This window comes from Ktedonobacter sp. SOSP1-85, assembly GCF_016587415.1.
In the GTDB taxonomy this organism is placed as follows: Bacteria; Chloroflexota; Ktedonobacteria; order Ktedonobacterales; family Ktedonobacteraceae; genus Ktedonobacter.
On sequence record NZ_BNJI01000001.1, the window covers coordinates 404,821 to 417,582 of the forward strand.

Annotated in this window: 13 protein-coding genes; 3 read left to right on the forward strand and 10 right to left on the reverse strand. The window is 52.9% G+C overall.

The window, feature by feature from the left end; translation table 11 throughout:
- Positions 1–433 precede the first annotated feature (433 nt).
- Entirely contained in the window at positions 434–958 is a 525-nt protein-coding gene (locus KTE_RS01925; protein WP_201386933.1) for an NADH-quinone oxidoreductase subunit B family protein, read from the forward strand.
- 85 nt (positions 959–1,043) lie between these two features.
- Here KTE_RS01925 and KTE_RS01930 read toward each other — a convergent pair whose 3' ends face one another.
- The 10 genes from KTE_RS01930 to KTE_RS01975 all read right to left on the reverse strand — a co-directional run bounded on the left by KTE_RS01930 (position 1,044) and on the right by KTE_RS01975 (position 10,146).
- On the reverse strand, positions 1,044–1,886 hold the full coding sequence (locus KTE_RS01930; protein WP_201377923.1) for an HAD family hydrolase: 843 nt from the start codon (positions 1,884–1,886) through the stop codon (positions 1,044–1,046).
- A 105-nt stretch (positions 1,887–1,991) separates the two neighbouring features.
- The gene (locus KTE_RS01935) at positions 1,992–2,729 is read right to left on the reverse strand and encodes an HAD family hydrolase (protein WP_201377925.1); all 738 of its coding nucleotides are present in this window, start codon (positions 2,727–2,729) and stop codon (positions 1,992–1,994) included.
- A gap of 1 nt (position 2,730) precedes the next feature.
- Positions 2,731–3,210 carry a hypothetical protein gene (locus KTE_RS01940; RefSeq protein ID WP_201377927.1) on the reverse strand — a complete coding sequence of 160 codons (480 nt, stop codon included), beginning with the start codon at positions 3,208–3,210 and terminating at the stop codon, positions 2,731–2,733.
- Complete coding sequence (locus KTE_RS01945) at positions 3,185–4,324, reverse strand: hypothetical protein (protein WP_201377929.1); 1,140 nt, start codon at positions 4,322–4,324, stop codon at positions 3,185–3,187. Before KTE_RS01945 ends, KTE_RS01940 begins: the two co-directional genes overlap by 26 nt.
- Positions 4,325–4,875: 551 nt before the next feature.
- Positions 4,876–5,703 carry an alpha/beta fold hydrolase gene (locus KTE_RS01950; RefSeq protein WP_201377931.1) on the reverse strand — a complete coding sequence of 276 codons (828 nt, stop codon included), beginning with the start codon at positions 5,701–5,703 and terminating at the stop codon, positions 4,876–4,878.
- Positions 5,704–5,718: 15 nt separating this feature from the next.
- Positions 5,719–6,354: a TetR/AcrR family transcriptional regulator gene (locus tag KTE_RS01955; RefSeq protein WP_201377933.1), complete on the reverse strand. Its 636-nt coding sequence runs from the start codon at positions 6,352–6,354 to the stop codon at positions 5,719–5,721.
- A gap of 253 nt (positions 6,355–6,607) precedes the next feature.
- A complete protein-coding gene (locus KTE_RS01960) occupies positions 6,608–7,609 on the reverse strand; it encodes an LLM class flavin-dependent oxidoreductase (protein ID WP_201377935.1) in 1,002 nt (333 codons plus the stop codon).
- Between the two features lie 22 nt (positions 7,610–7,631).
- A complete protein-coding gene (locus tag KTE_RS01965; RefSeq protein WP_201377937.1) occupies positions 7,632–8,525 on the reverse strand; it encodes an NmrA/HSCARG family protein in 894 nt (297 codons plus the stop codon).
- Between the two features lie 267 nt (positions 8,526–8,792).
- Entirely contained in the window at positions 8,793–9,086 is a 294-nt protein-coding gene (locus KTE_RS01970) for an alcohol dehydrogenase catalytic domain-containing protein (protein ID WP_201377939.1), read from the reverse strand.
- A 70-nt stretch (positions 9,087–9,156) separates the two neighbouring features.
- Complete coding sequence (locus KTE_RS01975; protein ID WP_201377941.1) at positions 9,157–10,146, reverse strand: acetamidase/formamidase family protein; 990 nt, start codon at positions 10,144–10,146, stop codon at positions 9,157–9,159.
- A 932-nt stretch (positions 10,147–11,078) separates the two neighbouring features.
- Here KTE_RS01975 and KTE_RS01980 point away from each other — a divergent pair.
- On the forward strand, positions 11,079–11,720 hold the full coding sequence (locus KTE_RS01980) for a TetR/AcrR family transcriptional regulator (protein ID WP_201377943.1): 642 nt from the start codon (positions 11,079–11,081) through the stop codon (positions 11,718–11,720).
- Positions 11,721–11,953: 233 nt separating this feature from the next.
- Entirely contained in the window at positions 11,954–12,589 is a 636-nt protein-coding gene (locus KTE_RS01985; RefSeq protein ID WP_201377945.1) for an MBL fold metallo-hydrolase, read from the forward strand.
- The last annotated feature ends 173 nt before the right edge of the window (positions 12,590–12,762 follow it).

Below are 12,762 nucleotides of genomic sequence, written 5' to 3' on the forward strand. Positions count from 1 at the left end.
TCATTCAGTATGCAATCGAGAAAAGCAGAGGACGATGTTGTTGAAATTGCTCCATTGTATTGCCTTGCATATTCCCCTCTAAAATCATGCATTTGACTGTATCATAAACCACCGGAAGCATAAATACAAAATATTATGAGGTTTCGTTGTCACATTTTCATTAGCTCACTTGTCTCCTTTCTAGAAGCGTAAAGAAAGAGCTTTGAAAAGAAGAAATCTGGCAATAACGAGGAGAACAAAAGAGATGAACATCTTTGTAACTGGTGCGACAGGCGTTCTTGGAAAATCAGTACTCCCTTTGCTCATGGCTTTCGGTCATCAGGTCTATGCTTTGAGTCGTTCAGAATAGCAAAAGCGAAGAATATGGCAGAAAGGAAGCCTCTCCATGTCTAAAAATTCTTTGCCTCATACAAGGCGTCAGCCCATACCACTGATGATGGCAACGCATCCAGATGAGTATCTTCCTGGACAGCAGGAAATGCCCGTGGTCCTTACTACGCTCAAAGATATGCTGCAATGGGCACAGAACTGGGCACGCTCGCGTTCCGTGTGGCCCTTCATGTATGCTCTGGCTTGCTGTGGGATCGAGATGATAGCGTCGGCGTCGGCTCCGCAGTATGACCTCGCTCGCTTCGGCTCCGAGGTCTTCCGCGCAAGCCCCCGGCAGGCGGATCTCATGATCGTTGCAGGAACGCTCTCGATCAAAATGGCACCTCGCCTGCGCTTGCTGTGGGAACAGATGCCAGAACCTAAATGGGTGATCAGTATGGGACAATGTGCCAATTCGGGAGGAGAATTTTATGATAGCTACTATACCATTCAGGGAGTTGATACCATTGTCCCGGTCGATGTGTATATTCCTGGGTGTCCTCCCCGCCCAGAGGCTCTTATCGAGGGCATTCTCAAACTGCGAGAGAAAATTGAGAAACAGGAATTAGCCATTCAATCAAGTAACTGAAGGTATCTCTTCAGAGGAGTTGACAAAGTGAGGGGGAGGACGAGTATTCTTACTTTGGCAAGGATGCTCGTCCTCCCCCTCTCGGCTAGTGGTCTCCTGCTTCCTGCTCCCAGACCTCCAGATACTCCAGCAGTTCCGTGAGGGTCTTGACAATGGCCGAAGGCTTTACCTCCTCGGGTTTGGGCCAGGGATATTCGTTATAACGCCACACCCCGCGCATGCCTGCTCGCTGGGCGCCTCGCACATCGTCGACCATGCGGTCTCCAACCATCACACATGCGTTGACTGAGACGCCAAGCCGGCGTGCGGCCTCCTGGAAGACATAGGGATGGGGTTTGGAGTAGGGTAAGTCGGACGTATACATGATGACATCCAGTAGCGAAGTTAGGCCATGAGCCGCCAGGTCGGCGTCATGCCAGGCCCCCGCCCACCAGGTGTTCGAGAGCAAACCCAGGCGATAGCCACGCTTGCGCAACTCCAGCAACGTTTCGACCGTTTCCGGGAAAATTGTGGCCCACCCGATGATGGCGTTAGCATAGCCATCCAGGGCCGTCATTAAAGCTTCTTTGCTCACTTCACAATTGAGGCGTTGGAAGCCATCAAGCAACACGACATCAGGGGTATTACTGGTATGCTGCTCGTTAACTCGTTGCCAGTGGGCCTTCTCAGCCTCGCGCATAGCGCGCACGTACGCCTCTTTCGTCGGCCACTCCCGCTCGTTGGAGCGTGCAACCAGATGCTCGTAGGAGAGTCCCCAGCGTCGCTCGATATCTTCATCCCAATCGGGCCAGTCAATTAGTGTTCCGCCCAGGTCAAAGACTATGGCCTGGATGACTCCCTGTCGTGTGGGCAGATTCTCTTCTTGGCCCTCTCCGTTGTGCAGTTGCTCTTGTGGACTGGCCACCGCGTCTTCGCTATGCTCAGGCATGTGTAACCACCCGTTTTAATCTCACATTTCTCATTTTCTTCTTTGTATACGCCTCTTAAGGGGAGGACTGGCATTATATCCTCTCCACCTCGCTTTGTCCAGCAATCAAAGCTCTTCCACCCTGACACCGTCCAGGTGTGCCAGTAGGCCCTTAATACTCTCGATACGTGCTCCACGCCATGTGCGCGCCTCATGGCAACGCGGATTATGCTCTTCAGCATAGGGCACACGAATAAGCATTGCCTCCATGCCAATGGCCTGGGCGCCAGCCAGCTCGTTGCTCTCGCCATTCGCGATAAAGAGGCCCCGTTCAGGGGCAATCTCCAGGCGTTCGCATGCCAGGTGATAGATACGTGGATCTGGTTTCTTTAACTTTACTGAGCAGGAGAAAATGGGGGCATCAATGTATGCTGCCAGAGGTGTGGTTCTCCAGAGCAGGGGCACTTCGCTACTGCAATCGCTGATGAGCCCTAGTTTATAGCCTGCTGTGCGTAGTGCCTCTAGCGTTTCCAGCGCGTCATGCCGTGGCTTCAACGATTGTCGTGTCAGTTCCAGGCGTCGGTGGACTGCGCGCTGAATTTGCTCTGGCTTTGGCGTAATTCCAAGCTCTGTGCAAATATAGAGAATATTCGCTTCCACGTCGGGGAGATGGCCCGCTGCGCGTAGTGGCCAGGTATCATGCATCCACATCTGGAGGAAGATATCGCGTGGTGCGCCGATGAAACTCGCCATTTCCTCTAGAGTTTGGGTAAAAGGTTCTGTGAGTAGATCATCGACCAGTGTGCCAAAAAGATCGAAGATAATGGCATCGTATGGCAGGTTCGTCCTTGCTTGCCCTACCATGCTACTGCACCAGCCCTTTTCTGCGCATCTGTCCCAGGTCGAACTCCGCTGGAGCCAGGGGATCTACGCCCGCGGCCGCGCAGGCCCAGCCAATCAACATAAAACCAATGGTCAGTCCCCTGGAAATAGTCTCTGGCTGATCTGAGGCTACCATACGTGTACACTCTTCGCGCAGTTCTATAACCCGGCTGTCGTTATAACGCCCGTGATAACCCTCTAGTAGGGCCTGGTGTGGCTCAAAGTCTGGGTAGGGGATGCTGCAACCTGCCGCCAGCAGGAAGAGCCAATACCCAACCTGGCTGCCCTCCAGGACGGTGTCCGACTGGCGCCCACTATGCACATGCTCCCCACTCTGTACCTCCGCCAGTTCCTCCAACTCATCTCCCAACCGCGAGGCGAGATAGCTCTGGCTGCGCTCCTGCAAGAGCCGCGAGGTGTTAGATTCCTCGCTCAGGTCATGGTCGCGTAGGTAGATGTACACTCCATATAATTGACGTAATGTGTCCTGTAGCTTCTGCTCTGTCTCCACGGAACTCCGAGTTAGCCACTTGTCCTTCTCCATATTGTTTGTATGCCTCCATCACTTTCATGTCTTCAAAACAGTACGTACGATACTCTTCGTTTCTCAATTTTGTAGCGTTAAATGGCCCTTTGGTAGACAAGCCAAGCGTTCTAATCCGCCTATTGATAACCCATGGAGAGCGCACAGGCAACGCTTGTAGTGTTTCATCTACGCTTGCGTTCTTCTCTAAGCGCTCACGTAAAATCTCGTCTTCCTCGGGCGTCCAAGTCAACTGTGCTGCACTGGGTCGCTCAATAACCAATACGGTTGTGCCCCACGCGGGTACCTTCCACTCTATTGCTACTTTGTAGAAGCGAGGCGATAGAGGGTCCAGGTACACTTTGCAGATAGTCGCACGGCAAAGCTCTTGTTGCACATGAGTAGACAGACTTTCCCATGAGTCACGCGTCCGTATGAGCAATTGCGATAGAGTGTAGTAGTCACCCGCTTCGGTACCACTCTGCAACGGTGTCGATAAGTCACGTATCTCCTTGCTAATCGCCGTGTGTTTCTCCTTGTACGAATCAAGCAGATCCTTATCCTCAGGGTTGGTAGGGTCAAGTAACGTCATTTGCGTGATAAGGTTCTTCTTTTGCTTTTCGGCTTTCGCCAGCAACGTCTTGCGCCGCTTCTCCGCTTCCGTGTAAGATTTCCTGGCTGCTTCCATCTGATCGAAGTAAGAACCAAATTTCTCGGGATTGTTCAGGATAGTCAGTAGTGCGTCTGTCACCACTTCGTCAACAGTTGAGGAATCTACCATGAGAATGGTATCGCGAGCCTCCAAGTTTACCTTTTGCACTGCGTACATTAACACATTCCGTACAGCCTTATCGTTGAGATTCTGTCTTCTCCCCTGGCGTAGATAGACGGTAAACCCCTCTTGGTGCGTGGCGAGCAGGCGCTTGAGCATACTTTCCTCACCACTTGGCAACCGGGAAAAACGTGTTTGCTTGCCACACTCTTCATTCACGCTCCCATTAAGATTATACGGGCTAAGTTTGCGGAACGCTGGCCAAAACAGTTCTTCCTCCACTATTGGTTCGTGGTTGTGCTCTATAACCTTCCCCTCAAATACCCACGTGCCTATATACGTAGGGTTTTACACAGGAGACTCTCAAGTCCCACTCTATGTAGAGTATACCCAACAATCTCTGCGCCTTGCCGAGACTCTTTCGATACACCGAGGGCAGTACCATCTTTCGTTACGGGTGTGACGCGAAGCTTGCCCCTTAACAGGTCTGATACGGTGTCATCGAGAAGTGGAAACAAAATATACTTTTTCTCCCATATCTCTTTCGCCAACGCAAACACATCAAGCTGTAGCTCATTATACCGCTCAAATAGCCAGCGAACCACTTCCGCATGAGGGCGATAGGGTATAAACTTGCGGTATGTTGGTGAGTCAGGGTTCTTGTCTACATCATACCCCACTGGTGGGCTACCCAGGCCAGTATGGGGTACCTGACTGATGGTTCTCCTTCACTCTCCCAATACTTCGGACGACTTGCCTCATGCGCTTTTACCCAGCATGGGTGTGCGCGCCTCACTCATTTCCCTTCCTTTTGCGGTGTTTCCAATGCGAGGTCAGTTGGTGGATGGTCGCTCGTCTCCCGTTGGGATTGGCGAGCCAGCCTGAATGCGTTGGACAAACGTGTCAAGGGAGCGCGCGAGGCTGACCGGCTCTTTAAATGGGAGTTGATGGCTGCCGTCCAACCACTGGATAGAAAACTCTGGATACAAGCGCCCCAATTGTTCTCCTCCAGATCGCCACAGGGCATTGTTTCGCTCAGCGCGCTCCCCCTTTTCTCCGGCACTTTTCGTTGCCAGAACCAGTTCCACGGGACAATCCAGCTGCTCATAGGCCGAAAGAAGCTGCTCGCGGCGTCTATTGAGCTCAATGGTGAGAGTCGCATACTCGTCAGGCGTGAGGCGATAGCCCATGCCAACCAGATACAAAAGCAAAGGCCCGAATTTCACCGCTGGTGTATTGAGTCGCCTTCTTATATCCTCGGGATCAATCACAAGGTTGACCGGCACAGCTCCATCAATGAGAAACAACCCTGCCACCCTCCCCGGATGGCGTGCCGCATACCAGACAGACAGATCAGCTCCCAGGGACCAGCCAATTACAAGAGGCCGAGGACCAGCAACCTTGTCCATAATGACCTCAGCATCGCTCAAAAAGGACTCGAAAGAGACATCGAGTGAGCGTGTTGTTTTGCCATGACTGCGGAAGTCGAAAGTGACAATGCGATACTGCCCGCTAAGTTCGCGAATAATGCGCTTCCAACTCACTTGTGTTGCTCCCCCTCCGTTGAAGAAGAGGAGCGTTTGCCCCTGCCCGGCCTCACTGACCGCGAGTTGCACTTCTCCGTTTGCTATCTTGTAGTGTTTTTCCTGTATTCTCTCCATACTGCATAAATCTTTCTATTGCTCAAACAAACTCTGAAACAGCGCCTGTAATCCAAAATCAAACTCGCGGTCAGGCGTCCACTGCGTAATCACTGGTAACAATGTATGGAGCGTCGGGTATTGCTCTGCCGGGAAGTGTTGCCAGACCGCCGGACCGTTTGGCCCTGGTTCCAGACCCGCGACCGCTTGCGTTCCAGTGACGAGCAAGGTATGCCCAACAATAAAACCGACCAGGCACTGGAGCGCATAGATGGACTGAACGCCGGTGATCTGTGCCTGATGGAGTGTTTCAAGAAGATGATCTAACATGGCGAGAGAGGCTGATGTGCGCAGCGGACTGGTTGCCACGAGCGGAAGCACCCGTGGATGAGCGCGGAGAACATCCCGAAAGGCATGAGCAAAGGTCCACAATTCCTCACGTGGCGTGGCATCGGGTTGCAAAGGCAACGGAGCCTGAATGATGAGCAGTTCAATCACCCCATCAAAGACGGCTCGCTTATTCTCAACATGGTTGTAGAGCGACATTGCCTCGACACCAAGCAGAGTTCCAAGCTTGCGCATACTAAAGCCTTCCAGCCCCTCTTGATCGAGCAAGCGCAGGGCTGCTTCCAACACCCGTTGCCGGGTGAGTGGCTCACCAGATTTCGTCATGATCCTCGTCCTCTCTATACTTACAATGTAAGCTTACAACGTAAGTATAAGGCAGAGGAAGAAGGATGTCAAGCTCTCTTTTTTTCTAGGTTGGCATTTTTCACTGGGAGAGTTGCTCCTCTAGGGCACGTAAGTTGTGTTCTGGATCTTTACGAAAGCGATATTGTTCACGTCGAGCTTCCTGCCGATGTTCAACCTGCTTTCTCAGCGTTCTCCACGCTGCAAGTCAATGGAGCGGCAGATGGTGGGGATGTTACAGGGAACCGATCAGATGGAGCACTTGTTTTCGCTCCATCACCTCATCCACAATAGGAATGACTAAGAGCAGCAATTCATCGAGACCACTGGTTAACAATTCTTGCACACGATCTCGCACCGTTGTCTCATTGCCACTGATCACGAGTGTCCGCGCCAAAGCCTGTAACGCCATCTCATCGTCATCTACTGCAGAAGCCCAACCAGCGAGCGCAAACATATGAGCATAGGTACTTGTCTGAATTAATTGCTGGACGAGCTGACGCGCTGCCACCAGCACCGCTGCTTCATCTGTACTCAAAGCGACCGGCAAACACGCAACAACAGGGGGCACAGGTCGAGATGTTTCCTCGGCACCAGCCCGCAGAGCAGGCAACGCCTGGTCAAGCAGATAGGGAATGGGGCACAGCGAGGCAAGAGCGCCATCCGCAATCTCTCCCGCGAGTCGGAACGCTTTCAAGCCCAATGCAGGTATGAGCAGGGGAACCGTAGCTGTGCGTGGCAGGGTATCCATCACATGAAAAAACTTCCCCTGGTAGTCAATGCTTCCTTGCCATAACACGCCACGCACCACCGCCATGTACTCTTTGAGATACCTGAGAGGCGCGATCTGTGACAAGCCATAGCGACTCTCAAGGAACGGACGATTGCCAGAACCAATTCCTAACCGCAAGCGTCCGGGAGCGAGATCGTGCACTGCGAGAGCCTGCTGTGCCATTACCAGTGGATGTCGTGTAGCATCTGGCACAATCGCCGTTCCCAGTTTGATCTGTTCTGTTTGCGTGACAGCAGCCGCCAGAACGGTTACAATGTCAGCGAAGCCTGCGCCTCCCGACGTCATCCACGCCTGTCGGACACCTGCCTGCTCGGCCTCACGAATCTTGGCAATGGCGTCCACCGTATCTCTTGCTTGAATGTAGATGCCAACGCGATCACGGAGCGAACGGGCGCGAAACGCATGTGACGACAGTTGCTGGCTGAACGTGTCTTTCTGTTGCATGAATACTATCTCTTTCTTTTATTTATCTTCTGTGTGATGGAGGTGTCAGGGCCTCAAGTTTCGCCTTGCCTTCCTTCTCGAGCCAGGTAGCAAAGTCCTTCAGGCCAGGGTGCAGCTTGCGCAGTGTGGAAATATCCGCTCGATACCCTCCTCTGTTCACAAAGTCATACGCAAGGGCAGCATCTGCATTCTGCTGGCGAAGGGTTTCCATGGGAATATTGACAGAGGGGAGAGTGCGCCCAATCGTACAAGAGATCGCCGCCGCGATCTGTGGCGGCGTGAGCGCATCTCCGGCGATTTCGAGCGTTTTCCCGATGGAGAATTTCGGATGCTCGAACGCCAGGGCAACCAACGCGCCAATGTCATCTACGGCAATTAACTGCACTGCCACATCTGGATCGAACGAGCTCGTAAACGTCCCACGCGGCACACCAAAGGTCGGACCGATAATATAGTCCATAAATGCGGTCGGACGCAGGATCGTCGTTGGCAGTTCAAGTGCCTGGATGTGTTGCTCAACATCCCACTTGCTAAACGGGCGGAGGCGAGCCTGGTCTGGCGCGCCAGCAGTTGAGGCATAGACAAAGTGCTGAACGGAAACTTCTTGTGCCACCTCCGCCACGTTTTTTCCCTGGCGAACCTCGTCAGCGTAGCTGGCAAACTGGACACTGAAGACACCATAAGCGCTCTTCATAGCTGCCCTCAACGAGGCACGGTTGTCGTTATCACCCTGGATGACTTCAGCGCCTAACCGCTGTAGCGCTCGTGCAGCAGGCGAGTTTTGATCGCGGGTGAGGGCTCTCACATACCAGCCCGCAGCCAACAAATGTTTCGCTACTGCGCCACCTTGCCGACCGGTAGCGCCTGTAACGAGAAGAATTTTATCGGTTTTATCCATAACGCTCTCTAAAAACATTGGCTTTCTGCTCTCCTTGATACGGAACGCCTATTGCCTCCCCATATATCCTCTTCACTCTGGTGGTAGTATGAAACGACGTCTCTGCCTTAACCAGGAGTGTGTTGTATCATATGTCTAGAAAGTCATAGCTTCCTGCACCAGACGACGTTGTGCGGGGAGCAACGAGGGACGTATGAGAGAAAGAGTCAAACGCCGTGCGGGGCTGGCCGATTTCTTACAAAACCGCCGTGCTCGCCTCCGTCCAGAACAGTTTCATCCCTGCAACTAAATGCGGAGGAGCGCCGCCATTTGTTTCTCGAGGAGGCGCTCGTCCACACTCACGTATTCGGCAGAGGTTCCCTGCCTGCCGTCGTAGCCTTGATTGTTGGCCCAGACGCGCTCACCCGGCTTGAGCCGCCTCACCGCCGTCCCAATTTGGGCTACCGCACCGATCATATCGCGGCCGACGATAAACGGCCAGGGCAGTGGCATTTTGTACGTGCCACTGCGGATGTAGGTGTCGATAGGATCGACCGTCACTGCAGCGACCTTCACAAGGACATCCTGCTCTCCAACCACAGGTGCCGGCAACTCCCCATAGCGAATGGACTCGGGCGGACCGGGGTGTTCAATGTAAGCGGCTTTGATGTCACACTCCGTTCTTACTGGCATCAATTGCATCATGCGCAAGAAGCGCGTGCACGCCACGAACCCCATTGACCACCTGGGTGATCCGCAAATCCATCACCAGACTGGCCAGAGCGAGTGCTTCTTTCGGTTGCAGCTGATAGAACTCACCCATTAACTGCACCATTTCTCGGGTTGCTATGGCCCAGGCCTCATTCAAATCCTCGTGAAACCCAAAGGTGAGCCAACCTGCCGGGGTGAACGCGCGAGGCAGAGACAATTGCATACGCGTATGGAGATGGAACTCAAGCTCGACCAACTCCATCGGACAGGCCAATGCCGGTCCCGCCACCTCTCCATCCCCTTGAACGGCATGCCCGTCACCAAGAGAAAACAGTCCTCCTTCCACAGCAATCGGCAGGTACAGCCGGCTTTGTTCCACGAGTTCTTTGCAGTCCAGGTTCCCTCCGCAGAATCGTGGCGGAAAGGTGGTTTGCACGCCCGGCTCATTGGCGGGCATTCCCATGACGCCCATGAACGGGCGCATACGAAGCGTCTGACCAAGCCGGTTATGAGCCAAGCCTTGGTTTGGGTCCAGGGACCACATCGTCGCTTGATCTCCAGTGGGTACCGTGATCACCGCCGGTGGGCCACTTGGGGCCTTTGCGAAGCCCAGCCTTTCATCCATCTGGCTGGGCAATCCAGGCCCGGCCGACCAGCCCCAAGTGCCCGTGCGGATTCGGTTGACCCGCACTTCCAAGGTCATACCCGGTTCAGCGCCACGCACGGCGAGAGGGCCAGTGAGGGCGTGGCCAAAATCTCTTTGGCGATCCCGGGGCGCGAAGTCCTGGGGAATGCCCAAATTCTTCGCCTGTTGAAGCGCCCCCCAGCCAGCATCCAGTGTTTCGTAGCGGACGGTATCGCCCGTGTCAACGGTCAGAACAGCGGAAAGGTCACGAGAAAAAAAGCCATGAAGATTCTTCGGCTCAGCCTTGAGAGAATGCACTGCCATTTTTAGCCTCTCAACACTTCCCTTGTAACAGGGAGGGACTACACGGACACACCACATCAACACCTGCATAGTACCGATCCAGTCGAGAGCTTGCCCCCGATAGGACCTGACACTTCTGCCTTTCACCGCCTCATGATGCGTCACGCGAAACATCACTCTGTGTAGCACGTTCACACTTACAGGAAGTTTGACAGACATCTCTGCCTGTGCTTGTAGAGAGTGGAGTAAAATCCACCAATCTATAGATTTGCTAGGCTCAGAGGTAGAATAAGTAGAGAGGTTTCCTCGTACCAGGCGAAGGGTCAGCTGGACTACTCTTCTGTCTCCTGCCACATCGGTTGCTTGGGAACCGGGTAAAAATGGGAGCGTGGGGATGTTGTGCCGCTTCCTTCTTCGGCACCAGCGGCCATATCTATCGGTGGCAGATCGAACAAAGGGAGTTGAATGATCCCTTCAACACGGCGTCTCCGATGGGCAGGTGCCTGATCGTCTTTTTTCCAGTAGGCCTATTGGTGTATTTTTAACGAAAAGGTATGACATACCTGTAAAGACGAAAATTCCATGAGGTAATTTTTCGACGATTATCTGAGGTAAGACTCATGGATGTTAAAGAGATTTTGCCTTAAACACTACGCTGAGACGAGGCTATACCAATGGGGCCCAAAGGCGCCTTTGGAAGAGGAGAAATTCAGATCTATGGTATACTTTCGATGACATGCAACGTAAAACGCCGACTCGCTCAGTGACTTGGTCTTCTCCTCATGGCACTTCCTGTCCCGCCTCGCGGATGTTTTGCGACGGGATTAAGAAGTGCGCAGCCATTTGTTCACCCTGGCACAAGATCCCTTACAACATAACCAACAGGAAAGCCCCGCCCGCCGACACGCTCTCCAGATCTTGACAAAATAAGAGTCAAGCCATATACTTTTTGTATGGAAACACAGTTACCAAATAAAAACGACATTTCTACCTATAGGCAGGTCCGAGACTATGGCCGTGAACTTTTGCGGCGCAACGTCATTGAAGCTGCCAGCCGACTGTTGCGAGAAGAAGGGCCAGAAGCCCTCACCGTCCGACATGTGGCACAGACGCTGGATTGCTCAACTAAGATCATCTATACCATGTTCAAGGGGAAAGATGGATTGGCAGATGCGCTGTATCTAGAGGGATGTGCATACCTTGCGCAAACCATTGCTCAGGTGCCGAAGGCAGGGACTCCGGCAGCCTATCTGCGTGCCGTTGCCTGGGCCTACTGGACCTTTGCCCTAGCGCATCCCAGTTTTTATCTAGTGATGTTTTGTGGCGCGATTCCTCATTATCAGCCCAGCGCCACCAGTCTTCACGGTACCACTACTGCCTTTGGAGTCGTGATCGAGATCCTCCAGCATTATGATCAGGAGAAGGCTTTACTAGTCCGCGATGATTTGACGCTAGTGACGCAAACCTTCTGGGCAGCGTTACATGGCGTGGTGAGTCTTCATCTGCTGGGACATTTCACCAGCTTTGCCTCCTCCAAGCTGGTCTTTGAACGTGCGGTTGAAGCCATGATTCTGTCTCTGTTCCCACAACCGTAAGTCGTTCCTGCCTTCAAGAAGTGGGAGATGTGGACCTGTTTTTTTTTTATTGTGGCAACGTTGTTTCCTATTAGTACGGTTGTTTCTTCGCAATAAAAAGAGAGCCGAGCATGTATGCAGCCTGGTATGAACAGCAGGGGCCAGCCGAAAACGTTCTGCATGTGGGAGAAAGCGAAGACAATTGAGAACATGTGCTGCACTCTCTTAAGAGAGTGCATAGGAGGAATCCATTTATGGAGATTACCAAAGGCATTCATTTATTGGATGGGACCAAAGGGAGCTATGTCTACCTGATTCTGGGAGAGGAGCCGGTACTGATTGATACCTCTCTGCCAGGACGTGCTCACACTATTCTAGACTCTCTGGAGTACCTCGGTCTCAAACCAACCGATCTCGCACATATTTTCTTGACACACTACGATGTCGATCATATTGGCAATGCACGTGCTTTGCGCGAAGCCTCAGGAGCAAAACTCTGGGCACCTCGGGAGGATCTGCCCTATATCCGTGGGGAAATGAATCCTCCTGGCGTCAGACGACTTATCCAAATGTTGTATCGCGTGGATGCTCCCCAGATCGACGAAACCTACAAGCCCGGGCAAACCATAGCTGGGCTGGAGGTCATTCCTACTCCAGGACATACCCTGGGTCATGTCTCGTTTCGCATTCACGACATACTGTTTAGCGGGGATCTGGTCAGAAACAAAAACGGCAAATTGCAGCCCCAGCCAGCGATGGCTACCTGGGATAGAGCGGCATTGAAGCGCTCTCTGAGCGAAGTCGGGAACTATGCGTTTACCTGGGTCTGCCCAGCTCACGGTGAGCCGATCCAACGCGGGAACCTCTGGGAGACACTGGTTGAATGTTAAACGTCATCAATATCATCTCTTCAATATTAGCGACCTCTGAACGAATGGACACCATCAAACGGGTGTATGTACCCTGTTTTTCTACCCTCAAGGTTCCCGCCAGATAGGAGAGAGAGAATGTAACACACATCTTGTTTCATTACAGGCCTCGCCGATACAGAATTGGAGCGCGA